26 protein-coding genes are annotated in these 26,181 nt (G+C 38.6%); 17 read left to right on the top strand and 9 right to left on the bottom strand.

Annotation, left to right across the window (positions count from 1 at the left end):
* Positions 1 to 61: 61 nt before the first annotated feature.
* The gene (locus ETP70_RS07110; RefSeq protein ID WP_151900528.1) at positions 62 to 1,048 is read left to right on the top strand and encodes an ABC transporter substrate-binding protein; all 987 of its coding nucleotides are present in this window, start codon (positions 62 to 64) and stop codon (positions 1,046 to 1,048) included.
* On the opposite strand, the gene ETP70_RS07105 is transcribed toward ETP70_RS07110, so the two are convergent.
* Entirely contained in the window at positions 1,029 to 1,313 is a 285-nt protein-coding gene (locus tag ETP70_RS07105; protein ID WP_151900527.1) for a hypothetical protein, read from the bottom strand. The genes ETP70_RS07110 and ETP70_RS07105 overlap by 20 nt on opposite strands.
* A gap of 155 nt (positions 1,314 to 1,468) precedes the next feature.
* On the opposite strand from ETP70_RS07105, the gene ETP70_RS07100 reads away from it, so the two are divergent.
* On the top strand, positions 1,469 to 1,633 hold the full coding sequence (locus ETP70_RS07100) for a hypothetical protein (RefSeq protein ID WP_188109956.1): 165 nt from the start codon (positions 1,469 to 1,471) through the stop codon (positions 1,631 to 1,633).
* A gap of 177 nt (positions 1,634 to 1,810) precedes the next feature.
* On the opposite strand, the gene ETP70_RS07095 is transcribed toward ETP70_RS07100, so the two are convergent.
* The 8 genes from ETP70_RS07095 to ETP70_RS07060 form a co-directional block, all read right to left on the bottom strand.
* Complete coding sequence (locus ETP70_RS07095) at positions 1,811 to 2,131, bottom strand: hypothetical protein (protein ID WP_151900525.1); 321 nt, start codon at positions 2,129 to 2,131, stop codon at positions 1,811 to 1,813.
* A 156-nt stretch (positions 2,132 to 2,287) separates the two neighbouring features.
* Entirely contained in the window at positions 2,288 to 2,740 is a 453-nt protein-coding gene (locus tag ETP70_RS07090; protein WP_151900524.1) for a heme-binding domain-containing protein, read from the bottom strand.
* Positions 2,741 to 2,756: 16 nt separating this feature from the next.
* Positions 2,757 to 3,206: a hypothetical protein gene (locus ETP70_RS07085; RefSeq protein WP_151900523.1), complete on the bottom strand. Its 450-nt coding sequence runs from the start codon at positions 3,204 to 3,206 to the stop codon at positions 2,757 to 2,759.
* Positions 3,206 to 3,802, bottom strand: coding sequence for a hypothetical protein (locus ETP70_RS07080; RefSeq protein WP_151900522.1), 597 nt, complete (start codon positions 3,800 to 3,802; stop codon positions 3,206 to 3,208). The genes ETP70_RS07085 and ETP70_RS07080 overlap by 1 nt, the downstream gene beginning before the upstream one ends.
* Positions 3,802 to 4,194, bottom strand: a complete 393-nt coding sequence (locus tag ETP70_RS07075; protein WP_151900521.1) for a c-type cytochrome — start codon at positions 4,192 to 4,194, stop codon at positions 3,802 to 3,804. Before ETP70_RS07075 ends, ETP70_RS07080 begins: the two co-directional genes overlap by 1 nt.
* Positions 4,195 to 4,305: 111 nt before the next feature.
* Positions 4,306 to 5,049, bottom strand: coding sequence for a sulfite exporter TauE/SafE family protein (locus tag ETP70_RS07070; protein WP_151900520.1), 744 nt, complete (start codon positions 5,047 to 5,049; stop codon positions 4,306 to 4,308).
* Positions 5,050 to 5,646 (bottom strand): flavin reductase family protein, encoded by a 597-nt coding sequence (locus ETP70_RS07065; RefSeq protein ID WP_151900519.1) that lies wholly within the window; start codon positions 5,644 to 5,646, stop codon positions 5,050 to 5,052. It lies immediately after the preceding gene.
* Position 5,647: 1 nt separating this feature from the next.
* Positions 5,648 to 6,001 (bottom strand): NifU family protein, encoded by a 354-nt coding sequence (locus ETP70_RS07060; protein WP_151900518.1) that lies wholly within the window; start codon positions 5,999 to 6,001, stop codon positions 5,648 to 5,650.
* Between the two features lie 270 nt (positions 6,002 to 6,271).
* Between ETP70_RS07060 and ETP70_RS07055 the strand changes: the two genes are divergently transcribed.
* From ETP70_RS07055 to ETP70_RS06985, 15 genes are all read left to right on the top strand, one after another.
* Positions 6,272 to 8,242, top strand: a complete 1,971-nt coding sequence (locus tag ETP70_RS07055) for a thioredoxin domain-containing protein (protein WP_151900517.1) — start codon at positions 6,272 to 6,274, stop codon at positions 8,240 to 8,242.
* Entirely contained in the window at positions 8,243 to 9,541 is a 1,299-nt protein-coding gene (locus ETP70_RS07050) for an APC family permease (RefSeq protein WP_151900516.1), read from the top strand.
* Between the two features lie 48 nt (positions 9,542 to 9,589).
* Complete coding sequence (locus ETP70_RS07045) at positions 9,590 to 10,843, top strand: TolC family protein (protein ID WP_151900515.1); 1,254 nt, start codon at positions 9,590 to 9,592, stop codon at positions 10,841 to 10,843.
* A complete protein-coding gene (locus ETP70_RS07040; protein WP_151900514.1) occupies positions 10,840 to 11,982 on the top strand; it encodes an efflux RND transporter periplasmic adaptor subunit in 1,143 nt (380 codons plus the stop codon). The genes ETP70_RS07045 and ETP70_RS07040 overlap by 4 nt, the downstream gene beginning before the upstream one ends.
* Entirely contained in the window at positions 11,979 to 13,124 is a 1,146-nt protein-coding gene (locus ETP70_RS07035; RefSeq protein ID WP_151900513.1) for an ABC transporter permease, read from the top strand. Before ETP70_RS07040 ends, ETP70_RS07035 begins: the two co-directional genes overlap by 4 nt.
* 1 nt (position 13,125) lies before the next feature.
* Entirely contained in the window at positions 13,126 to 13,839 is a 714-nt protein-coding gene (locus ETP70_RS07030; protein ID WP_151900512.1) for an ABC transporter ATP-binding protein, read from the top strand.
* Positions 13,840 to 13,885: 46 nt separating this feature from the next.
* Positions 13,886 to 15,424, top strand: coding sequence for a sensor domain-containing diguanylate cyclase (locus ETP70_RS07025; RefSeq protein ID WP_151900511.1), 1,539 nt, complete (start codon positions 13,886 to 13,888; stop codon positions 15,422 to 15,424).
* Between the two features lie 100 nt (positions 15,425 to 15,524).
* The gene (locus ETP70_RS07020; protein ID WP_151900510.1) at positions 15,525 to 16,136 is read left to right on the top strand and encodes a TetR/AcrR family transcriptional regulator; all 612 of its coding nucleotides are present in this window, start codon (positions 15,525 to 15,527) and stop codon (positions 16,134 to 16,136) included.
* 2 nt (positions 16,137 to 16,138) lie between these two features.
* On the top strand, positions 16,139 to 17,377 hold the full coding sequence (locus ETP70_RS07015) for a TolC family protein (protein ID WP_151900509.1): 1,239 nt from the start codon (positions 16,139 to 16,141) through the stop codon (positions 17,375 to 17,377).
* On the top strand, positions 17,374 to 18,081 hold the full coding sequence (locus tag ETP70_RS07010) for an efflux RND transporter periplasmic adaptor subunit (protein WP_151900508.1): 708 nt from the start codon (positions 17,374 to 17,376) through the stop codon (positions 18,079 to 18,081). The genes ETP70_RS07015 and ETP70_RS07010 overlap by 4 nt, the downstream gene beginning before the upstream one ends.
* A gap of 2 nt (positions 18,082 to 18,083) precedes the next feature.
* Positions 18,084 to 21,134: an efflux RND transporter permease subunit gene (locus ETP70_RS07005; RefSeq protein ID WP_151900507.1), complete on the top strand. Its 3,051-nt coding sequence runs from the start codon at positions 18,084 to 18,086 to the stop codon at positions 21,132 to 21,134.
* Positions 21,135 to 21,144: 10 nt separating this feature from the next.
* The gene (locus ETP70_RS07000) at positions 21,145 to 22,302 is read left to right on the top strand and encodes an HlyD family secretion protein (protein ID WP_151900506.1); all 1,158 of its coding nucleotides are present in this window, start codon (positions 21,145 to 21,147) and stop codon (positions 22,300 to 22,302) included.
* A 6-nt stretch (positions 22,303 to 22,308) separates the two neighbouring features.
* Positions 22,309 to 23,931: an ATP-binding cassette domain-containing protein gene (locus ETP70_RS06995; protein WP_151900505.1), complete on the top strand. Its 1,623-nt coding sequence runs from the start codon at positions 22,309 to 22,311 to the stop codon at positions 23,929 to 23,931.
* Positions 23,928 to 25,049, top strand: a complete 1,122-nt coding sequence (locus ETP70_RS06990) for an ABC transporter permease (protein ID WP_151900504.1) — start codon at positions 23,928 to 23,930, stop codon at positions 25,047 to 25,049. Before ETP70_RS06995 ends, ETP70_RS06990 begins: the two co-directional genes overlap by 4 nt.
* A complete protein-coding gene (locus ETP70_RS06985) occupies positions 25,049 to 26,128 on the top strand; it encodes an ABC transporter permease (RefSeq protein WP_151900503.1) in 1,080 nt (359 codons plus the stop codon). The genes ETP70_RS06990 and ETP70_RS06985 overlap by 1 nt, the downstream gene beginning before the upstream one ends.
* Positions 26,129 to 26,181: the final 53 nt, after the last annotated feature.

The following is a 26,181-nucleotide window of genomic DNA, read 5'->3' as shown; positions in this document are numbered from 1 at the left end:
ATTCAGTTGTGGTTAAAGTCTTTTTTGATAAAATCTATAAACCAGTTAAGGAGATTTTATTATGATTAAAAAAATATTACTGACAGTTTCTCTCGTACTTTTTCTACAGGCAAACGGGATAAAAAAAGTAGATACTTTGGTTTTAAGCGGTCCTATGGCATCTGTAAGCCACCCGCTTTTAAGGATGATTGAAACAGGTGCATTAAACGATGTGGCAACAAATGTCAAATTTATTATGTGGAAATCGCCCGATGAACTGCGTGCTCTCACACTTCGCGGCAGTGCTGACTTTATAGCAATTCCTACCAATGTAGCAGCAAATCTTTATAACAAAGGTGTAGATATAAAACTGCTCAATGTCTCTGTGTGGGGTATTTTGGGAATGATAACAAGAGATAAAACCAAAAAGACTCTTGCAGATTTCAAAGGGTGTGAAATAGCAATGCCTTTTCGTGCCGATATGCCTGACATTGTCTTTGAAGAGATTGTAAAAAGAGAGGGGCTTGATCCGAAAAAAGACTTTACACTTCGCTATGTAAACTCACCGATAGATGCTATGCAGATGCTTATAATGCGCAGAGTCGATCATGCACTCTTGGCTGAACCTGCCATCTCTATGGCACTGAGAAAAACAAACTCTTTTCCGTTGAAACTTATAGCGCCTGACCTTTACAGAAGTGCAGATTTACAAAAAGAGTGGGGAAAAGTTTTTCATATTGAAGCCAAAATTCCACAGGCCGGCATGGCGGTTATTGGCAAAAAAGATCCATATCTCATCAAACGTTTCAATGAGGAGTATGCAAAAGCGCTTCAATGGTATAAAACACATCCAAAAGAAGCTGGAGAGTTGGTTCATAAATATATTCCAATGCTGGTGCCTGAAGCTGTAGCAGACAGTCTGGACTATGTTCAATTGAATGATGTTAATGCAAAAGATGCACAAAAAGACTTGGAATTTTTCTTTGAAATTTTGAAAAACAACAATCCTAAAACTATTGGTGGTCAATTACCACAGAATGGTTTTTATTTTAGTCCGAAGAGTGAGTAGATAAATCTGATTTTTTTGTTTTTGCAAACCCTGCACCTTTTTTTGTTTTTGCTTTAAGCTCAAGAGCCGTGATAATTTCTTTGTAGTCTATACGGTTCTGATGCATTGTTGCAAAACATTGCGCTACTACTGCTATTGCATTAGGCACTTCACCTTTTTTTTTATATGCCTGTATATTTTTTTCACTGACTTTTATAAGCTTTGAAAATTTTGGAAGGCTGATCTCCGCATCTAAAAGTAGTTTTTTAAATTCTATAAATGTCATGTGGAAGTATAGTCTTTTATAGCTTAACTCTATATTTTATTGACATGTAGTCTGAAATCATATATAATAGCTATAATTTATTACTAATAGTAATGAAAAACTGCATAAAGGGTCAAACAATGGCAAAAGATACAAAAAAAGAGTTAGAGAAAAAGTTGGCAAAAAAAGCTGAAAAAAAAGCTGAAAAGAAAAAGGCAAAGAAAAAAGCCGAAAAAAAGAAAGCTGTGAAAAAAGATACAAAGAAAAAGAGCAAGAAAAAAGCTGATAAAAAGAAAGCTAAATCCAAAGCAAAGAAAAAAGCTCAAAAAAAGAAAAAATAGTTTTCTTATCTAACGAAAGAAACTACTTTCAGTTTCTTTCGTAAATCTTTCCACTGTATAATTATCAAGAATCACATGAACATATATCCGGTATAATTCTGTCAAAAATTCAAAGAAATGGGTATAAAATGTAATAACACTCAAACAAGTGCTATTACATAAAAATCCTGGAGAAACTTAAGCATATACAGAAAAAGTTGAATTTGCTGTATTTGTTTTTTGTTGCGTAGTATCTTGATTTAAAATATCCATCAAGCTTTGTGTATATTGCTGAGAATCCATAGTTGAAGCATCTACTTGTTTCATCTGTGCAATTAGATCAGCTCTTTGTGTCTGATCCATTGAACTCATTTTATCTTTGAGAGCAGTTCTGTCTTCTTGAGACAATGATTGCATGATATCTTTCATACCGCCATTTCCCTGACCACCACCTGTACCGTCCATTTTTCTCATTTGCATCTGCATTTGTTGCATTGAACCATTTGAACTTACTTGCATAGTCTATCCCTTAGCTTAGATTTAGATAGCAAGCAAAAACTATTCCTTGCTATCTATAAATACAACTCTATCACATTTGTGTTAGCAAAACGTTAATAAAGAAACTATTTTTGATTAGTAAATATGTACTCGTATAATAAATTTATACTATTAAGATTAGTCTTTATCATTTTTATGCGTTTCATACTTTTCGTTTCCAAAAGTATTTTTAAGTCCTGCAATAAGTGCTTGTTTTTCCTCTTTTGTAAGTCTTGCCTCTGGATGTGCTATTAGATAAGATGCTAAAGGCATTTCTCCCTCTTCAACTTCTTCGGCTGCTTCATCACCTTTGTTCTTTTTCTGAACACCCCACATGGAAACATTGAAATGTTCACGACCTTCATCAACATGGTGATAGATACTCCATGAAAGCGGTGCTATATTACTGTACCAAGGCCATTTTGTTTCATTGGAATGACAATCTGCACAGGCTCTTTGAAAAAGAGCCTGTGTCTCTTGAGTGTCCCATTGCACTTGAGCAACTACAGGCGGATTTGTGTGATCTCTTCCGTATGGTATAAATTGTATTGCAATAAATAATCCAAATCCGATTAATAAGATTTTTTTCATTTGTAATATCTTTATATTATTTCTGCAAAAGAGTTTTTAACTGTTTGGGGGTTAAAATCTTTTTTGTCTCATAGATGCACTTAAGATGTGTCATTGTTGCCTGAGCTTTGTATCTGGCTACTTCATCAACAAGTTTTTTCATTTTTTGCGGTGAAGCCCCTTGTTGTGAAAGTTGGACAATTGTTTGCTCTAATGGCATAATCTTCTGTTTAAGATTCATAACACTGCGCAAGGTTTCTTTGCGTACCTGTAAAAGTTCTTTTTTTTGTTTTTTGGTTAAGGCAAGCTTTTCTGAATTCCACATTTTTTTGACTAACATTGTTAAATGCGGTAAACCAGGGTTTTGAACCAAGAACGGTTTGCTGGCTTTTTTCACAGGAGCTGCTTCAAGTTGAGAAGCAGGTGCAAAACTGACAAGTAAGCCTAAAAGTGCAGCGCTGAGTATATATTTTGATTTTGTAAACATTAGATATCCTTTTTTGTAATTGTAATCACTTCGTCTTTATGTTCAAAAACAGTTTTCACCATCTCTTGAAAACGCTGAGGAAAGCTTTTTATATCTTCTTCTTTTGCATTAGGCATTATAGCACTTTTGAGTATTGCCATAGGATTGACAACTTTTTGAGGTGTGTAGGTTACATATACTTTTTCATTTGTGTCTAGTCGGGTAAAACAGACATCAGCATCCATCGCTACACTATAAAAAAGTGTGTTTCTTCGATTGTATTTTCCTGTTGGAATGCCACCAAAACCATAGTCTGTGGTTGCTCCTGTAATGTTTGAAAGTACGCATCCGACAGCACCGGTATTTTCAACAGTCGGCTCTTTTGCAAGTTCTACTTTTATGTAGCCTCTTTGTGGCAACTCAGCGCCATAGAGTGATTTTAAGCCCTCAAGTGCCATGAGATAAGCCCCTGCAACAGTTGCACAACTATGTCCTGCACTTTTGACAATGTCGGCGTAGGAAAAATCAAGTATGCCGTCATTTACACCTAAAAACCGGCTCAAGTCATCATACAAAACTATTTTGTCAATAGTATCAAAAAATTGAGGATATTGCATTACATACCCCCTCCCATTCCCATCCCTTGTCCACGACCCATACCGCCACCTTTGCCCATCATCCCTTTTGCTTGAGAAGATTGTGCCAAGATGTAATCAGCTACGGTACTTAACTGCTCTTGTGTCAGATTTGCAAACGAGGGCATAGCAGTATCAGAAAATCTTGGATATTTCCCTTGAGAGCCGTTTTTGATACTTGCCATAATCACTTCTTTCGCATTTTCGCCTTCAAAACGTTTGTTTCGCATTCCTATTCCTGCAAATGCGGGAGCCGCTTTTTTGCTTGCAACTGCGTGACAAGAGAGACAGCCATTGTCTTGAATAATCTCCTGCGCACTTTGTGCAAAAAGACTTCCTGTTAGGAACAGTGTCGGTATAAGTAATCTTTTCATAATATAAACTCCGTATGTAAAATTTTACTGTTAGTATAAAACGTTTGTGTTAGGGGAATGTTAAGGAAGAGGGCTGACAAAAGTGAAAGCAGAGATGTTTATTGTCATTATTTATAGGATTACTGTAAAATACCAAAGCATTTTAAATGCCAGGAGATACAAAAGTCCTGCCATAATTTTTTTAATGTGAGACTGCTCGAGTTTAAAGTGCATAAGATAGTTTCCAATGTAGCCACCGATGACGGCACACAGAGCAACCACCGTCAAAAGAATCCAGTCCAAAGGTACATAACTGGCATAGGTAAAAAAGGAACCGAGTGCCGAAAAAGGCACTACAAAACTTACCGCAACGGCTACTTTTTTGGGAGCAAATCCAAGAAGAGTTAAAAGCGGAATGAGGATATTGCCTCCGCCTACACCTAAAAGTCCGGCAATAAACCCAATCACAGCACCGACAAGCAAAAGTATGAGTTTTGAGTGGGCGGAAAAAAGAGCTTTTTTCTTGCCAAACATCATCATGCTTGCAGAGTAAAAAAGCAAGAGCATAAAGAAAAATTTGACTATGTTTTCATTGATAAAACTGCTGGAATATGCGCCAAGAGGTGCAAAAAGGAGCATTGTCACAGCAATAGGCAAGACAAAGGTATACTCAACAGCTTTGCGTTTGATATTCATAATGCTTGCTGTCACAGTGGTAGATGCTCCTGCAAAAAGTCCGACCGCTTTAGCCACAGTAAAATCAAGTCCTAAAAAATGTAAAATCGGAATAAGCGCTATACCCGAACCCGCTCCTCCCATAGAAAAGACTGTAGAGAGTATAAGGGTGATAGAACCAAAGAGAATATAGTCATGCATTTATGGTATTTTTGGAGGATTGATTCTTTTGCAGAGCAGGGCGTAGCTTTTGCCGACACGGGCGAGCGGTTCATAATCAAGCGTGAGTTTCTCTTTGTCTGTAATGATTTTATCATCAATATACTGGGACTTTATCTCTACGACAAGCGGGATGGTTTTTGAGCCTTTGAGATCTATCTCCTGGTAGAGTTCACAAAAAAAGGCACTCGGTATGCCAGTCACTATTGGAGGGAAGTCTTTGATTATGCTTTTTGTCTCAATGCCAAAAATTTCTGCTTCGCTTTGCGTGTTATCAAGTTCTTTGGAGCTAAAATGCATCTGTTGTAAATGTGCCTCATCTACCATGCATATTGTGCATTTTTTGTGTTCACGCAGATTTTTAAGCGTGTCTTTTTGGCTGCCGTCATTTTTATGCCCTATACTGACTATCATTGTAGGAGGTTCAGAGCTGAGCCCCATGAAATAGCTAAAAGGAGCAATGTTAAGAGTGCCTTTTGCATCTTGCGTACAAATCCAGGCAATTGGCCTTGGGATGATGGTCTGCGCCATAAGCTGATAGCGTTGTGTAAGTGCTTTGTCTGCATAATCCACCACCATCTTAGAGACCTACCATATGTTTTACATTATCCAAAAAGCCGTGTTTTTCAACTGTTGGCTCTTCTTTTTTTGGACCGGTGTAGGCATCTTTTGGCATTTCGTTTTCAGGAGTTCCGTCTACATTGACAACCTGCAGTTCGGGATGAATCAGTTCACGCAACTTTTTTTGTACGACCATTTTTGTTGTCATCAGACTCATAGAACAGCCTCCGCAGGCTCCTGTCAGTTTGATGTAGACAACACCGTCTTTTGTGCCGAGAAGTTCTATACCGCCACCGTGTGAATTGACATATTCGCTTACTTTTGGCAGGTAGTTTTGTACTGCATTATAAATATCTTCATCTAAAAACTGCATGATAAAACCTTTTTGAGTATTTTTATAATTATAGTTGCTTATAATTAAAATTATCTTAGTTTATATAATTATATATCTGTAAATAATTTCAAATTTAGCAAAGACGCACAGTCGGCACTAAAGTACCGATTCCGATGAATAGACTTTTCGGAACCCGTACTTCAGTGCGGGCTGTATGTCTTTAAAAACTCAGTTTACAGAAAAAAATTTAGTTTTTCTCACAAGTCACGCTAAAAGCATTTTATTTCCAACATTATTGTACAATAAAATATGAAAATATTATTTCTTTTGTTTCTGAGTGTTGCTTCACTGTTATGCGCAAAAAATGATTTACAATACGAAACATCACCCTATTTAAAACAGCATGAGAACAATCCGGTGCACTGGCATGCCTGGAAGAAAAAAACATTTTTGCAGGCACAAAAAGAAGACAAACCTATATTTCTCTCTATTGGCTATTCCACCTGTCACTGGTGTCATGTGATGGCGAGAGAATCCTTTGAAAATAAAAAAATCGCACAGCTTTTGAACAAATATTTCATATCTGTAAAAGTTGATCGTGAAGAGATGCCGCAGGTTGATGCTTTGTACCAAAATATTTTTCGGCATGTGCATAAACGGACCGGCGGTTGGCCTCTGAGTGTTTTTATGACACCGCAAAGAGAAGTTTTTTATATAACAGGATATATTCCTCCAAAAAAAGAGTTTTATTCTGAAGGATTTTCGGATTTAATACGAAAGTTCTCAAAATTATATACCGACAAAAAAGCGCTCCGACAAGAAACAGACAGGATTCAAAAGGCAGTGGCAAGCAGAGTAAAATTCTCAGACACAGAAGACAAAAATGTTTCCCTGACTGCACTGAAAAATTCTCTCAAAAAATCTTTTGATGATATTTATACCGGTTTTGGAACAGGAAGAAAGTTTCCCGAGGCCTCCAAACTTGCTTTGATGATGGATATAGCGGATATAACGGCAGACAAAACATTGAAAAAATACTCTTTTGCAATGCTTGACACTATGGCACTTCGTGGTTTGTATGACCATATAGGCGGCGGATTTTTCAGATACAGTGTGGATGCAAACTGGGAGATTCCTCATTTTGAGAAGATGCTCTATACGCAGGCGGAGCTTATTGGTCTGTATGGCCGAGCTTATGAAAAAAGTCATAAAAAGCTTTATGCAAGCGTGGTGCAAGAGACGATAGCGATGGTACAAAAACGTTTTTTGCATCATAATCTTTACTGGAGTGCAAGCAGTGCAGAGAGCCAGGGCAAAGAGGGGGCATACTTCACATTCAGCCCAGATGAAATAGACAGGGCGCTCAAAAATAATCCTTATGCCAATGCAATACAGGATGCTCTGGGATTTAGCACAGAGGGAAACTTCAACAACCGCGTACATATAAATTTTGATACAGACAAAAGGCCTCCCGGTTTTGCATCCTTTAAGGAGATACTGTACCATGTAAGAGCAAAGAAAAAATACCCTTTTATAGATACAAAAATAAACACGGCCTGGAACGCTATGATGATAGAAGCACTGTACAAAGCCTCTGCTCTTGACAAAAGATACGCAGACACAGCAGAAAAAAATTTAAAAGCTTTGCAAAATCTGATGTTTGTGCGAGGGGAGTTGTATCATCAGACCATAGAGGGAGCTGTGCCCAGACAAAAAGCTTTGCTGGAAGATTACAGTTTTTTGATTGGAGCGCTTATCAGCGGGTATGAAGTTGATTACGATACTGCCAAACTTGATTTTGCCGAGTATTTGGCAGCACAGGCAAAGTACAGGTTTTACAAAAACGGTATATGGTATCTCTCAAATGACGCTTTACATGTAAAGGCCGGGATAAATGACAAATATTATACATCACCGCTCTCAAAGATGCTGCAAAACATAATCAGACTGGCATCGCTCAAAGCCTCTTTTCAATATGAAAAACTGTTTCAAAGCAGTATGGAAAAACTCAAAGAAGAGCTTATAAGAGAAGAGTCAAATGCACCGGCACTGGCACAGGCGCATTTAATGCAGAAGCTGGGTGTTGTCGTCGTGAAAAGTACAAAAGGAAATTTGCTCAAAAATGCTAAAATACTGCAAACGGTACAATATCCTTATCTGCTGCGTGAAGCAAAAGAGTATAAAGATTTTTTGGCATGTACCTTGAGAAGATGTTTTGTAAAAGATAAAAATATCAGCAGGATAATAAAAACAATAGACAGAGATTTCATAAGGAGATAAATGAGAAGTATAGGACTTTTAGGCGCGATTTCAATCGGTATAGGCGGTATGGTAGGCGGCGGTATATTTGCTGTTTTGGGAGAAGCGGTCTCTTTGGCACACGGGGCAACGGCAGTTGCCTTTGCCATAGCCGGTGTTGTAGCAATATTGACGGCATATTCGTATGCGAAACTTTCTGTAACATATCAAAGTGAGGGCGGAACGGTTACTTTCATAGACAAAGCCTTTGGCGACAATATCCTCTCGGGGAGTGTCAATTTGATGCTGTGGCTGAGTTATTTGGTGACAATATCTTTATATGCCACAGCTTTTGCCTCTTACGGCGAAACGTTTTTTACACATAAGTCGCAATGGCTCCATCACGGGCTTATTGTTATTTCTATCATCATTCCGGCAGTTATCAACCTGGTCAGTGCTTCGTTTGTCGGTAAAAGCGAAACTGTTATTGTTGTTATTAAAGTTGCCTTGCTGGTTTTAGTAATTGCGGCAGGTTCTTTTTATGTAGATACAGAGCGTATGTCTCCTGTGCATTGGGGTTCTGCTCTTTCCATCGTGACAGCAGGTATGATCATTTTCGTTGCGTATGAGGGGTTCGAGCTTATAGCAAATTCTGCCCAGGATATCAAAAATCCGGATAAGAATCTGCCTCGGGCCTTTTATGCGTCTGTCATTATCGTGATAGCCTTGTATATTTTGATTGCGGTCATCACAGTAGGGAATGTTCCGGAAAATATTTTGATGCAGGCAAAAGATTATGCCCTGGCAGAAGCGGCTAAACCCTCTTTGGGGCAGATGGGCTTTACCCTTGTGGCATTTGCGGCGCTGTTGTCGACATTTTCTGCCATCAATGCTACAATTTACGGCAATGCAAGACTCGGATACATCATAGCAAAAGACGGCAAGCTGCCAAGAGCTTTAATGGATGAGGGCAAAAAATCGGGTGTCCCGTTTAAAGGTGTTTTATATACCACTCTTTTGAGTCTGGTTTTGGCAAACAGCATTGATCTGACAGAAATTGCCATTATAGGCAGTGCAGGGTTTTTGTTGATATTTTTGCTTGTCAATATCAGTGCATTTAAGCTCTCTCAAGAGATCAAGGCAAACCGTTTTGTTTTGCTGACATCATCTGTACTGAGTTTTTTGGCGCTTTGCACTCTGCTTTTTCATACATACACATCAAACCCGAGAGCAGTTGTTATTTTTATGGGCTTTATCATTATTTCCGGTCTCTTTGAACTGATCTACGGACGATATGTCAGAGGCCACTTTTTTAACAGGAAGTATAAAATCATTCAATAAAAAAGCGCTCTTAACATTGTGCTAACACGAAAAAGCTATACTTTGTGTATGAAAAAGTTAGCATATATAAATTTATTGTTCCTGGTACTCTCTTTGCAGGGAAAAACACTTACTTTACAAGAAAGTATAGACAAAACACTGCAAAACCATCCTGATGCAAAATCTTTTGCGTTGAAAATAAAACAGTCGCATACAGGGTATACATCTGCACGTGCAGAATACCTGCCCCAGGTGAATCTGTCTGCGCAATACAACCCGACACAGACCTATATTTTCCCTGTCAACGGACAGTTTAATACAATTAATGATACAGGATGGAATATAGGAGTAAATGTCAAACAGAAAATTTGGGATTTTTCCAAAACAAGTTTGCAGATAGATGCAAGCAGACTTGATGAAGATATCTCGAAACTTTCTTTGAAAGATTTTCAGGCATTGCTTGCTTCAAAAGTAAAATCTTTGTATGAATTGATGGTTGTCCAAAAAGAAGCGATTGCTGTACGAGAAGCGGACTTACATGTAAAAGAGGCCTATTATGCCCAGGCAAAAGCACTTTTGCAGCAGGGACTCAAGACCGAAGCAGATACAAGCCGTTTTTTGTCAGCGGTATATGCGGCAAAAGACAATCTGGCCATTGCAAAATCTCTTTATGCAAAAGCAAAAAATTCTTTGTCTCTTTACATGGGAGAGACAATAGAGGAGAATGTCGATTTGGAAGCTGATGTTTTAAAAAAAGAGTTTGACAGTACTCAAAATACTGTACAAGAGATACTTGAGAGAAATACCGAATTGAAGATCTATGATGAAACCATAGAGAAAAATGCTTTGTTGCATAAATCTGCAAGAGCCTCCCATTATGGTTCGCTTGATGCCGTCGCTTCGTATAATCGTGTCAGCTCTTTAAATCTGTATAATACACAGCTTGTCGGTGTTGTGCTGAACATTCCTTTGTATGCCGGAGGAAAACTGACAGCACAGACACAAAATGCGAAAATAGGACTGCAGGTCGCCAAAGAGCAAAAAGCTTCAAAAATACTCGCTTTAAAAGAAGAAATAAGCAATCTTGTTTTGGATATACACAGATATGATGAGACCATAACAGCAAAAAAAGCACAGCTGGATTCGGCAAAAAAGACAAAAAGAGTGCTTGACGGAAGATACAAAGAGGGACTCTCTACCTATATAGAAGTTTTGGATGCGAGTTCTCTGGTATTAGAGGCAGAACTCGGACTGCTTGAGGCCTATTACTCAAAAACGCTGAGTATAGACAGAATCGATTATTTACAAGGAAAAATAAAATGAGTACAAAAATGAAATATATAATTTTTACTGTTTTGGGTGTGGTAGCCGCAATTGTATTTTATAACAAAGTTTTTATTCCAAAACATACATTTGAAACCGTGCATCCGACTCGGGGTGATTTAAACAAAGAGGTCTTTGGGATAGGAGAAGTAGGAGCAAAAAATATTTATGCCATCACCGCACAGACAGGCGGGAAAATTGTGCAGATAAATACAGATGAGGGAAAATGGGTTGCAAAGGGTGATCTGCTTGCCGTTATAGACAGTGTAGATCTGCCCCAGTTGATTGAAGAGGCAAAAATGTCGGTATACAAAGCAAAGTCTGAACTCAAAGCAACACAAAAAGAGCTCAAATCCCTGGCTGCACAGAAAATTTTGGCAAAACTGACCTATGAACGGTATAAAAAGCTAAAAGAAAAGGCTTTTGTCTCTCAGGCGGAGTATGACAAAGCCAAGGCGGACCTGGACAGCATTGAGGCAAATATACAGGCAACACAGGCGCATATAGATTCTTCAAAAACAGAAGTGGTTCGTTTGCAAAAGGCTGTAGAGTCCTTACATGTAAAGCTCTCACGTTATAAAATTTATGCGCCGGTTGACGGCTATGTCATTGCCAAAGAGGCTGAGGTTGCACAAAATGTTCTGCCGACACAGCCTATACTGAAAATAGTTGACCCGAAAACTGTATGGATTAAAGCATATATAGATGAAAAGATAAGCGGAGATGTCAGAACAGGACAGCGTGCCGTTGTGACATTGCGTTCTCAAAGCAATAAGAAGCTTGAAGGGTATGTAAGCCGCATTGTCGCACAGAGTGATGCTGTGACACAAGAGCGAGAAGTTGATGTCAGTTTTTATGCTGTGCCGACTCCCTTTTATATCAATGAACAGGCAGAGGTACTCATTACAACACAAACACTGAAAAATGTGATTAAAATACCTGCTTACTTGATTGTCTATAAAGATAAAAAGGCCGGTGTCTGGATAGAGAAAGAGGGACATGCACACTTCTTACATGTAAATATAACGGCTATAACAGACAAAGAAGCAGCTGTGAAAAATCTGGATACGACTCTTGGACTCTTGGTCCCGGATAAAACCAAAAAATCGTTCAGTGAAGGTATGAGAATTTACAAATGATAAATCTAGCACAAAAAGAGATAGCCCATACTTTTGGAAAGTTTATCGTTACTGCGATAGGCGTAGGTATGCTGCTTGGTATCGTTTTTGTTATGATGGGTGTTTACAGAGGAATGATTATCGATGCGCAGGTTCTTTTGGATGATGTGGGTGTTGACTTCTGGATAGTACAGGAAAATACCCTTGGTCCTTTTGCCGAATCCTCACGGATACATGAAGACTTCAAAGATACAGTAAAGGTTATTGAAGGAATAGACAAAGTAGAAGGAATGACATTTCAAAATTTGCAGCTTCCGTCAAAAAACGGCGCTGTCCGTGTCTTTGCAGTGGGATTTGATCCTTTTGGTGACATTGACCCTGTTAATCCAAAGCGTTTAATAAGCGGACGAGGACTTCGCAGAAATCATTATGAAATGGTTGTCACTGACAAAACAGGTTTTAAACTGGGCGACACTATTCGCTTAGGACGGGATATTTACCATGTGGTCGGTGTAACACACGGAACCGTCTCCTCAGGCGGCGATCCTTTGGTGTATATCAGTCTCAAAGATGCACAGCAGTTACAGTTTTTATATTCCAATGCCCGTATACGAAATGACAGAGCAAGAGGTGTTTCCGGTGTGAATTCACACATGGTCAATGCTGTGATAGCAACGAAAAAAAATGGTTATGATGTTGATGTTATTGCACAGCAGATAAGAAAATGGAAACATAAAGCAGTATATACGGCTGCCCAAGAGAAGACAATACTGACACAAAACCTTATTGAAAGGGCGTCGAAACAGATAGGAATGTTTACGGTTATCTTGGTAATTGTGTCGACGATTATTATTGCGCTGATTATCTATACGATGACGCTGGAAAAAATGAAAGAGATAGCTATAATGAAGCTTATCGGTATACCAAACAGTATGATTATCAAAATGATTGTACAAGAGACACTCATTATGGGAGTATTGGCATTTATTACTGGTAACATTTTTGCACATCTTATTTATACAAAATTTCCAAAAAGAGTGGTATTGGAAACGCAGGATGCTGTAGCACTTTTTATCGTTGTTGTTATTGCATCCATACTGGCTTCCTTAATAGGGGTAAAAAAAGTAATTGCAGCAGATCCTGCACAGGCAATAGGCGGTTGATATGAGTAAACAGGCAATTAGAGTAGAAAATCTGGTGAAGAATTTCGGCAAGGGAGATTCTCTTGTTGAGGTCTTGGACGGTGCATCTTTCAGTGTAGACAAAGGAGAGCTTGTAGCACTTGTTGCCCCGAGCGGTGCCGGAAAAACAACACTGCTTATGATGATAGGCTGTGTGGAAGAGCCGACAGGCGGCGTCATTTGGCTGGGAGATGAAAAGGTATATGAGAACAAATGGCTGACTAATGAGACGCGAAAAATAAGACGGGAAAAAATCGGTTTTATTTTTCAGGCGCATTATCTGATTCCTTTTTTGAATATTTTGGAAAATATTACTTTGGTCCCTCAGGTAAACGGTGTTTCAGAAGAAGAGAGCAAAAAAACAGCAATGGAACTTTTGGAGTACTTTGAAATTGCGGACAAGGCCTATTCTATGCCTTCAGAACTCTCAGGCGGACAGAACCAAAGAGCAGCCATAGCACGGGCTCTGGCAAACAAACCCCAGATTATATTGGCAGATGAACCGACAGCAGCACTTGATTCCAAGCGTTCTGTTGATGTTGTAAAAATGCTCAAAAAGATAGCTATAGAACAGAATGTGGCGGTAATCATGGTGACACACGATGAAGCGATGCTGCCGCTGTGTGACAGAATCTTGAAAATAGAAAACAAAAAAGTTGTCTCTTCAAAAAGTTTCCAGGAAAATACGATACTTTGATATTTTTGTGAGATTAGATATACTTATTCAAACGAAATGGATAGGTATGGATAATAAAAAACTTATAATTACTGTATTTATTATTGTTTTATTAAATATGCTGTTTTTTTTGCAGTTTAACAGAATGCAGATGAAAAATATTTTTAGAAATGCAAATGAGATGGCATTGAGTATTGAACATGAAATGCGTATGAGTATCAATGCGGTAGAGTATTTACATGTAGCCGCAGAGCAGATTTTTAAAAATAAAGAAAATCTCAAGCCAAATGAGGCTTTACATGTAAAGTATGTTAATGAAAACGGCACCTATGCACTGGATGAAAACAAAGAAGTAAACTTATTGGGTTTTGGCAAAAAAGCACTTTCGGACAAAAGACTGCTCCAGGAGATGGAGGCGGCACTGCAACTCACTCCGTTTTTTCAACTGGTTGCTGAACAAAATAAAAATTTTGCCTGGATTTATTACTATTCCAAAAATCATTTTACGGTTCTTTACCCTTATGTTTGTTCTGCAGATTTTCAGTTTACCCCTGTAGTTGAGAAAAAACCTTTCTATCATGATGCAACTCCCCAGGCCAATCCTCAAAAAAAACTCTTTTTGACACCTTTGTATATGGATGCCATAGGCAAAGGGCTTATGGTGACTGTCGGCAAGCCTTTGTATTACAAAAATCATTTTTTGGGGACACTTGATGTGGATATAACATTGAACAATTTTGACAATCTGCTTTCACGTCTGGATTATTTTAATAATCAAAGTGTGATTTATAACAACAAGAACCAGATAGTGGCAAGCCATAATCTGATACAGGATTTCAACCGAAGCAAGATATACAAGATAGATGATTTTCTGGATCTCTCCATACAAAATATGAATGAAACTTTAGAATCTCTGCAATACAAAGACTCTCAATATATTTTTGTCAAAAGACTCCCGTATGTACATCTGCACTTTGTTTATAGAGTGCAGGCACACACTCTTTGGTTTAAATCTTTTTTATATACCTTTCCTATTTTTCTTTTAATGCTTTTGAGCCTTTATTTGATTTTTTTGTATCAAAAATCAAAAATTATCAATCAGAAACTCAAAATGCAGACTATAGTGGATTATATGACCGGTGCTTATAACAGAAGATATTTTTTTGAAGTTGCCAGGGCAATTTTTTCCAAAGCGCTGCGAAAACATACCAAACTGGCTGTAGTGATGATGGATATTGACGATTTTAAGAGTGTTAATGATACTTATGGTCACGATGCAGGTGACTTGGCTATCATAGAAGTTAAAAAGATTTTAGAAAAAAATCTGCGAAGATATGATCTGTTTGCACGGTTTGGAGGAGAAGAGTTTTGCGTTGTTCTTGATGATATTTCCAAAGAGGATGCAGAAAAACTTTTTGAAAAAATAAGAAAAGATTTTGAAAACAACATCATTACATACAACAATATGAAAATCAGATATACAGTTTCTTTTGGCATAGCATACGGGATGGCGGATTCTTTGGAAAAAATGATAAAAGTGGCAGATGAAGCACTGTACAAATCCAAGAAAAACGGAAAAAACCGGGTTACACTCTACGAAGTCTGATATATTCAGGGTACCTCCATTGCCATTAAGAAAAAATTAACAATAATACTACTATAATAATTGAACGACAGTCGGTCAAAAATATTTTCGGAGGGTTGTGTTGGCAATTATAGTTGACAAAGAACAGAAAAAAAAAGATATTGCTCTTGGAACAAAAGCGTTAATTCTTAAAGACGGAATTAACAATATAACAATTTCTCAGATTGCAAAAGCTGCCAACATAGGCAAAGGCACTGTGTATGAATATTTCAAGAACAAAGATGAGATAGTCTTTGAACTGGTTGAGATTTTGATGCAGGAGCATAACGAGAGAAAAGAGAAACAACTCTCACTACATGTAAGCACACGGGAAAAAGTCAAAAGTTTCTTTAGCTTTTTTTATGCCGATGAAGATCAGGAACTGCGTGAAATATACAAGCAGTTTACTGCCATTGCTCTGAGCAGTACAAATGAAGAGATGGTGGCTTTTCAAACAGAATGCTATACGCTTTATGAAAAATGGATGGAAAATTATGAAAAATGGATGGAAAATATCATAGAAGAGGGCATAGAAAAAAACGAGTTAAAGAGTGAAGCAAAAGAGTTGGTTATGGGTATTTTTGCTTTTGCTCAGGGGACTTTTATTATGAGTGTCACCACAAGTGCCATAGAAGATTTAAAACAAAAAATAGATACGCAAATAGATATTTTATTTGATTTAATGGAGAAATGATTATGAAAAAACTACTTTTACTCACTGTTGTCCCTGCTCTTTTGTTTGGAGATGACCTGAAAACACTTATGGAATTTGCAAAAGAGAATAACAATCTTGTCAATGCCTCCAAAATAGCAGTACATGCAAAAGCAAAAGAGGTACAAAGTGCCGCAAGCAATTACTTCCCTACGGTAGATGTGAGCGCTTTTTACAAAAGAGATGATAAACCGAGTCCTTTTTTCCCTGGAACAACATACGGAGCAAGGACGAAAATCGGGTTTGACATATATGACGGCGGAAAGAAATCAAATACAAAAAAACAAAAAGAGAATGAAAGAAAATCTGCTTCTTTCAGTTATAAAGAGACAAAAAAATTGACACTTCTTGCCATAACAGAGGATTATTATAATCTCAAAAGTCTGCAGGCCTCTTTGGGTGCGACGATAGAAGCTTCCAAAGCAGTCAAAGCACAACTTGAAAGAGTGCGACATTTTTATGAAGCTGATCTTGCTACAAGTGATGATGTGGACAGACTCCAATCTGCATACGACAGCACTTTGTATGCAATAGAATCTACAAAATTTCAAATTACAGCGCTGCATAAAGCACTTGAACTCAAAGTCGGAAAAAAAATAAACACTTTGGAAAATTCGCAGTTTGACAAAAGAGCAGCACAAAATGAAGGACTCCTTGACAGTATCCAATCACTCAGGTACAAAAAAGCAGCATTGCAAAATTTAGGCGAAACGGTTGAGAGCTATTATTATCCTACTCTGCGTATAGAAGATACTTATTCGTTTTATGGGTATCAAAATAAGCCGACTTTTGGGGGAGTTCCCATTGCCTACCTTGACAAACAAAATGAGCTGATGGCTACAGTCGGCTTGAGACTTTTTGATTTTGGAACACTCAAAGAGCAAAAAGAGGCACTCAAACTGCAGGCTGATGCACTGAATCAACAGATTATTTACAAATCAAAAGAACAACAGATGCAGCAAGAGTTGGCACAGGAGAGAATTCATACAGCCAAACTCAACATTAAAAGTTCAAAAAGTGCACTCAAAGCGGCAAAAAGTGCTTTAAAGACTATCACAGAAAAGTACAATGCAGGCATTGTGGACAATGTCGTCTATCTTGATGCGCTCTCGGCAAAAACAGAGGCAAAAGCAAGGTATGAAAAAGCACGCAATGATTTGGAAATAGCCTATGGCATTTATTACTATTACAACAATAAAAATTTAGAGGAGTTTGTCAAATGAAAAAAATATTTATAGCTTTAATCACCCTGGTGAGTCTCTCTTATGCGCAAAAGATTTATGCAACATTTGATGTGGCAGCACAAAAAAGTGCCAATCTGGCTTTCACTGCGAGCGGAATTGTAGAAAAAGTCAATGTCGATATCGGCTCTATAGTGAGCCAAAACCAAATACTGGCAAAACTGGGAAACAAAGATATAAAAGCAATGCTTGAAAAAACACAAATAGTTTTTAAGTTTGCTTCAAGAGAACTCAAAAGACAGGAAAAAATCAAAAAGCTTATAGATGCAAGCAAATATGACAAAATACTCAGTAATTATGAAAATGCCAAAGCATCGGTTGCCTATCAGCAGGCTTTGTATGAAAAAACTATTTTAAAAGCACCCTTTGCAGGTATCATTTATGACAAAAGCATAGAAGTAGGCGATGCTGTAAGCGGTTTGATGCTTAAAACTGTTTTTAAAATACAAAGTATTCATGTAAGAAAGCTGATATTGGAATTTGATCAAAAATATCACGATATTGTGAAAGTCGGACAAACCTTTGAGTATAAAGTCGATGGGGATAACAAAAAATACAAGGGTGTTATTTCAAAGGTCTATCCGTATGCAAATTTTGACAACAGAAAGATAAAAGCGGAAGTAGAGGCAAAAGATTTTACAGTCGGGCTTTTTGGTGACGGTATGATACTGGTTGACGGAAAATAACGATGTACAAATTAGCGATTAACAGACCAATTGCAACACTGATGTATGTCATTACATTGGTGATTTTTGGCTATATGAGTTTTAAAAGCATGCCCTCGGCACTCTATCCGAATGTTGATTTTCCTATAGTGACAGTCAAAACAATCTATCCGGGTGTTGAAGCAGATACGATAGAATCACAGGTCACAGAAAAAATAGAAGAAGCCATCTCCCGTATAGGCGGAGTGGACAGCATCACATCCACAAGCAGTGACGGCGCATCTGTTGTTATGGTGAAATTCTTCCTGGAACGCAATATTGATGAAGCGACCAATGATGTACGAGACAAAGTCTCAGCTGTTATCTTGCCAAAAGATGCACAAACGCCACTTGTCAGTAAACTCGATATCGGCGGGGCTCCTGTTATCAATGTTTTTTTAACAGCAAAAAAAGATACCTTGCAAAACCTGATGGTATTTGCCGATGAGAAAGTAAAACCGGCTATTCAAAAGATCAACGGTGTCGGTGCTATAAATATCATCGGTTACAAAGACAGAGAGATAAAAATTTTCCCAGATATTTATAAACTCAACAAGTTTGGCATTACAATCAAAGAGCTGAATGATATTATTGCCGAAGAAAATGTCAAAATCGGTGGCGGAAAGCTTATCACCAAAACAAAAGAGATTATCTTAAAAACAAAAGCGGATGCTCTGAGTGTGAAGCAACTTCAAGACATTATAATAAAAGATGATTTAAGGCTCAAAGATCTGGCAACGGTAACAGACTCTTTGAGCGATGCAAAAAGCTACTCGTCATACAACGGTATACCGGGTGTTATGCTTGAAGTGCAAAAAATTTCAGGAACAAATACGATAGATATAGTAAAACGCGTCAAAGAAGCCGTGCCGCAGTTAAAAACAATGGCTGGCGAAAAATATGGTGTAGAACTGCTCCAGGATACAACGCCTTTCATCATTCACTCACTTGAAGATGTGAAATTTGACCTTATTTACGGTGCAGTTTTGGCAGTAATTATCATCTTCGGTTTTTTGAGAAACTTTACTATTACGCTGGTTTCGGCACTCTCTATTCCAATCTCTATCCTGGGTACGATTGCTTTAATGAATCTGATGGGGTATAACCTGAATAAAATGACACTCATCGGTTTAACGCTTGCTATCGGAATTATCATAGATGATGCCATTGTTGTGTTGGAGAATATCTACAAAAAGATGGAAGCAGGCATGGGCAGGTTTGAAGCGGCACTCTATGGTGTGAAAGAGATGGCATTTGCTATTCTTGCGATTTCGGCAATGTTGCTTGCTGTTTTTCTTCCGGTTGCACATATGAGCGGAATTGTCGGAAAATTCTTTGAAAGTTTTGCGATGACGGTAGGGTTTGCGGTAATTATTTCCTATACGGTTGCGATGAGTTTTATGCCGAGTCTGAGTGCAAGAGTATTGCATAAAGGAGAGAGCAGGTTTTACAATATTACAGAACCGATTTTTCAGCGTATAGACAAATTATATGCAGCAACACTGAGTTTTGTGCTTCGTTTTAAATTTTTTACACTTATTTTTGTTCTTGGGGTGTTTGTTGCCTCGCTTTCTCTCTTTCCGAAAATCGGTATGGATTTTCTGCCAAAAGAGGATAAAGCAGAGTTTGAAGTAAAACTCAGAGCCGATGCGGGCATCAGTTTGGATGAAATGATACGGGAGTCCAAAGTGATTGAAAATTTAATCAGAGCTGACAAAAATGTTGTTTTTACAACCTTGAGTGTAGGCTATAACAGTGTACACGAGAAAAACAAAGCGCTCATTTATGTCAAACTTACGCCTAAAGGCAGCAGAAAAAAGAATCAAGAAGAGATTATTCAGGAATTTCGACAAAAGCTCAAACCCTTTTCAAAAGAGATGTTTATTACAGCAGCGGCAATTCCAAACATCAAAGGTGCCGGGGTGAGTGTACCGTATCAAATTGTACTGACATCGGATTCTTTTGCTGACCTTGATGTGGCGAGAAAAAACCTGATGGAGTATCTGGCGAAGAAAAAAGGCTTTGTTGATATTGACAGTAATCTTGATGAAGGTAAACCGCAGATTGACATCAATATAGTACGTGAAAATGCCAACAGAATGGGGATTAGTGCAGCACAGATAGCAAAGGCTGTCTCCATTGCCTTTTCAAGTGATTTGGAAATTTCCTATTTTGAGCAAAACGGAAAACAGTACAAAATTACCCTGCGACTGCCTGACAAGGACCGTGTAAGCATAGATGATCTCAAAAAAATCCAACTCAGAGCCAAAAACGGAAAGTTGGTTTTTCTTGACGGTCTTGTCACATTTGACAAGGCAAGGTCTCTGGCTTCAATATATCACTATAACAGACAAAGACAGGTGACTATCTATTCTGATCTGTTTGGGCTTGATCTGGGCGGCGCTGTCAAGTATACACGTGCAAAAATAGACACATTGCTGCCACCGGGTGTAAACTATAAATTTACAGGCTTTGCCGAAGAGATGGAAAAAACAGCCAAAGCCTTTGGCGTGGCTCTTGGTTTGTCTGTAATTTTAATGTTTATCATCCTGGCAATTTTGTATGAGTCGCTTATTCAGCCTGTTATCATTATGATGGCATTGCCACTGAGTATTATCGGGGTTATGCTGGCTTTGTATCTGACACATTTGCATTTCAGTCTTTTTGTGATGATAGGATTTATGCTGCTTATGGGGATGGTCGGTAAAAATGCCGTACTGCTTGTTGATTTTGCCAATGAAGCAGTAGCGCGGGGAAAAGATGCCAATGCAGCACTGCTTGAAGCGGGAGAAAAAAGACTGCGCCCGATTTTGATGACAACAATTGCGATGATTTTTGCGATGCTTCCTTTGGCACTGAGCAACTCTTTGGGAAGTGAAACAAAAGCACCGATGGCAATAGCCATCATAGGCGGTCTTTTAAGTTCAATGGTGCTAACATTGCTTGTTGTGCCTGTAATTTATAAAATGATAAATCCTATTGATGCGTGGCTTCGAAAGTGGTATGAGAAAAAAATACAGAGTGATACTGAATAAGGAGTAGATTATGCAGGTTCTGAAAAAATATTGGTTGGGTGTTGTTATAGCTGTTTTATTGATTACAGCAGGCGGAATGATCTATAAAAAACTGCATCCAAAAACACTTCCTGCAAATTTGGTTGAAGGGACAGGCCGCATGGACGGTGATCTGGTAAATCTCAATGCAAAATATGCAGGAAGGCTGGAAAAAATATCTGTTGATGACGGTGTACCTGTGAGCAAAGGAATGGTTGTGGGTGTCTTGAAGAGCAAAGAACTTGCAGCACAAAAAGCAGGGCTTGATGCACAGATTCAGGCAAAGAAACAGCAACTCGCAGCACAAAAAATTGAAGAAAAAATTGCACAGACAACAATTCCGCTTTTGGAGAAAAAAGCAAAAGCACAGCTTGTCTCAGCCCAAGCCTCGCAACAGGCATTTGAAAAAAATATTTTGATACAAAAAGATGTCGTTGTCCAGGCAAAAAGAGATTTCAAACGCTCTCAACGATTGTATAAAAACAAAAGTATTGACAAGCACAAACTGGAACTTGCACAACTCAAAAGGGATACAGAAAACAAAAAGCTTTCCGCACTGCAGCAACAGCTGAAAAAAATAAAATCAGCAGTAACTCTGGCTCGTATTGCACTTTTGGATGCGCAGGCATCACAGAAAAAACTTTTTGCCATTGCCGCAAATATTCAGGCCCTGCAAGATGGTATTGAAGCCCTCAAAGCATCCAAAGCACAGATAGAAGCGATGATTCAGGAGATGACACTTGTTTCACCTGTTGATGGAATTACGGTAGAAAAAATCGCCAACGAGGGAGAGGTAATAGCTCCTGGTATGCCGGTAGCCACACTTTTGGATCCTCACTCGTTGTATCTGAAAATATTTGTCGACACACTGCAAAACGGAAAAATAAAACTGGGTGACAAAGCGGTAATATTTCTTGATGCCTATCCAAATCATCCGATACAGGCAAAAGTAGTGCGTATTGCCCAAAAAGCGGAATTTACGCCCAAAGAGGTCAGTGTGCGTTCAGACAGAATTCAAAGAGTGTTTGCCGTACACCTCAAACCACTGGCAATTGACCCTTTGTTAAAACTCGGTATACCGGCTGTGGGAGTTGTGTCACTTGATGGCAAAGGTCTGCCAAATTCACTCAATGACATTCCGGTACTCTAAAACAAGATGTCTCTTCTTGAAGTAAAAAATATCCGGGTCTCTTACAAAAAAAGAACAGGCATAGACAATGCCTCGCTCACAGCAGAGAGTGGAGAGATTATCGGTTTTATAGGAGCGGACGGTGCAGGAAAAAGCTCCCTTATGCATGCTGTAGCCGGTGTTATCCGTTTTGAGGGTGAGATTGTTTATGATGGTATCGCGTACCATTCACCCAAAGAGGCAGAAAAAGTAAAACCTTTTATCGGATTGATGCCACAGGGAATAGGGCTTGTTCTTTATGATACTCTGACAGTAGGGGAGCATTTGGAGTTTTTTGCCGATATTCGCAATGTTGCAAAAGATGAACAATTTCTTGCATATAGAGAAAAACTGCTGCATATGGCAGGACTGAGTGCTTTTGTTGAGAGAGAAGCCGGTAAACTCAGTGGCGGGATGATGCAAAAACTCTCACTTATCTGCACACTGCTGCACCGTCCGAAACTTCTTATTCTGGATGAACCGACAACCGGAGTGGATCCTTTGAGCCGTTTGGAACTGTGGGAGATTTTGGACAGCATACGCAAAGAAGAAGGAACAGTAATTTTAGTGAGCACCGCTTATATGCAAGAAGCCTCCAAAATGGACAAAATTTTTCTTTTTGACGAAGGAGAAATCATTGCCAGCGGAACAAATGAAGAGCTTATAGACTCTATTCGTCCGTATGTGTATGAAGAGGTTACATGTAAAGAAGAGTGCCTTGGTTTTAACAAGCGAACATATTCGCTGCAGCCTTTACATGTAAAGCAGGCAGAACCTACTCTGGAGGGACTCTTTTTTGTGAACGCGCTGCAAAAGAAAAAGCTCCTGCCTAAGGTCGTCATAACAAAACGAGACAAAGAAATTGCAATACCGCCTGTTGTGATGCAAGCATATGGCATTACAAAAAGATTTGGCAGTTTTACGGCAAATGACCATGTAGACATAGAACTCAAACGGGGTGAAATTCTGGGTCTTCTAGGTGCAAACGGCGCAGGAAAAACCACATTAATCAAAATGCTTTTGGGTCTGTATCCGATAGACGAGGGCACACTTACCCTGCTTGAAAAAGTCATCCGCAGCGGAGATGATCGTCAAACGCTCAAGTCCAAAATCGGCTATGTAAGTCAGCATTTTGCACTCTACAATGACATGACTGTAAGAGAAAATCTGATTTATTTTGCCAATATGCATCAGATTCCTCTCAAGACTGCCTTGAAAAGAATAGAGCAGTATGCCAATGAACTCGGTTTTAAAGAGTATATGGATGAATTGCCAACTGCGCTTCCTCTGGGTGTCAATCAGCGTTTTTCCATAGCTGCGGCACTTTTGCACGAACCGCTTGTGCTGTTTTTGGATGAGCCTACAAGCGGCGTGGATACCATTGCAAGAGCACAATTTTGGGAGATACTTAAAAAGCTTAAAGAACAGTGGCATATATCTATTTTGATAACCACACACTATATGAGCGAGGCGGAGTACTGTGATCGAGTGGTACTCCTCAAACAGGGAAAAAAGATTGCAGACGATACCATAGAAAATTTTTATAAAACACATCCCGATGCAAAGAATTTTGAAGATATTTTCTTGACATATTATAAGGATAGAGAATGAAACTAATAACCATTAAAGCCTATATATTGAAAGAATTTATGGAGCTTTACAGAACGCGTCTGATTGTGATGGTATATTTGTTGCCGAGTATGATTGTACTGCTTTTTGGCTATGGAATCCGTATGGATGTAACGCATGCAAGAATTTTGATTATTGATAATGACCAGAGCAAATTTTCACAAATGCTGATTTCAAAATTTGAACATAGCAAATACTTTAATGCAAAGGTGTTACATGTAAGTGAAAAAGAGGCACTGCGCTCTATAAAACAGGCTAAAACCGATGCAGTTTTAATCATTCCCTCTTCTTTTGAAAAACAACTTTTACACGGACAAAAGAGTGAGATTGGTGTTTTTGTGGATGCCTCTTTTCCGACAAGGGCTACTACTATTGAGGGGTATATCAAGGGGAGTGTGCTTGATGGGGCAAGCGAAGTGGCACAAAGAAGCGGTTTGTCTGCAAAAGGGCTTATAGTGTTAAATCAGCGTACGCTTTTCAATCAGGCAATGCGGGATGAAGATGCCATAGTTCCAGGACTCATAGGGCTTGTGCTTTTGGTGGCTCCTGCAATTTTGGCAGCACTTCTTATAGTAAAAGAGAAAGAGCGAGGGACCATTTTTAATTTTTATGCTTCGCCTTTGAGTAAAGGAGAGTTCCTTCTTGCAAAACTTTTTCCTGCTTTTTTACTGCATTCTGTGAATATTTTTATACTTTTTTTGCTTGCAGTTTATCTGTTTGATGTTCCTTTTCGGGGAAGTTTTATGCTCTACTGGCTCAGCAGTGAACTTTATATTCTTATCAGTCTCTCTATCGGTATGCTTATTTCTATCATTACAAGCAGACAAATTGTTGCCGTTGTTTTGACAATTATTATCACCATAATTCCCGGATTTTTATACTCTGGTATGCTTATGCCGATATCTTCCATGAGTGGCGAGTCATATATTGAAGCGCATATGTTTCCGGTGATGTATTATACGCATATTCTTTATGATACATTTTTGATAGGACAGGGTTTGGCGTCTGAAAAAATTATCATGTATCTGCTGATACTTGTCGGGTTTGTTGTGGGACTTTTTACTGTCGGCACCTTATTGTTGAAAAAGGAGATGAGATAATGCGAATATTTGCAATGATTGTCTCCAAAGAACTGCTGAGTTTTTTACGCTCTATAGGATTAGTGGCTGTTGTACTTTATTCGTTTACACTCGATGTTTACATAGCCGGTTCCGGCATACAGATAAAACCGCGCAATGTTGTTGTCGGATATGTTGACAAAACAGGAGGGGGAGTAAGCCAAAAAATACTTGCACGGTTGCATCAACCGGAGTTTAAACCACCGGTTGCCTTTCTTTCTCAAAAAGCACTCTCCAATGCTATTTTTAACAAAGAAGTTATGGTCGGAATACTTTTTGACTCTGATTTTGAAAAGAACTACAAGAGCGGGAAAAAAGCACAAATCAATCTTTTGCTCGATGCTACTGCAGCATCGCAAAGTCTCACGACATTTATGTATCTGCAAAATATTGTATTTGACTTCCAATCTGTGAACTTTCCGCTTGAATTAAAGTCACATAAACTTTTTAATCAAAATGCTGACAATCACAGTTTTATGGCACTGACAGAATTGCTTTCAAATATAACCCTGTTGATAGTCATTTTGACGGCCATTGTTTTTGTCAAAGAAAAAGAGGACGGTACCTGGGATATTATGCTGCTTACTCCGATAAATCCCAAAATCATTATCTTGGCGAAAAGTTTTTCGCAGGTACTCATTGTCATGGCAGGCGTTGTTCTCTCTTTGGGATTTGTGCTTTTTGGCCAGTTTGATGTACCGCTCAACGGTTCATTTTGGGCATTTATGCTCCTGACATTTTTGTATTCTGTTTCGAGTGCCGGCATAGGACTCTTTGTGGCGGCTGTGTCCAAAAATGTGATGCAGGTGGCACAGCTTTCTATCATTATTATGATGCCGTTGATTTTTCTCAGTGGTGCATGGACCCCTGTTTACGCTATGCACCCGGTATTTCAGACACTCTCTTTATTTTCACCACTTCGCTATTATATAGAAGGTACTGAGAGCATCTTTTTCAGAGGAACGGAGTTTATAGATTTGTGGCCATATTTTAGCGGAGTTATTCTTCTTGGAACGCTGTTGTATTGGTACGGTTTTAAAAAAATCGGAAAATTGTTTTAAATTAAGGCTCTGTTTTTAATTTTTTACTATAATAATAATAAAAGAAAAAGAGA

The sequence above is a fragment of the Sulfurimonas hydrogeniphila genome (assembly GCF_009068765.1).
In the GTDB taxonomy this organism is placed as follows: domain Bacteria; phylum Campylobacterota; class Campylobacteria; order Campylobacterales; family Sulfurimonadaceae; genus Sulfurimonas; species Sulfurimonas hydrogeniphila.
Note: the sequence above shows the minus strand (reverse complement) of the source record. Positions and strands in the feature narration are given on the sequence as shown.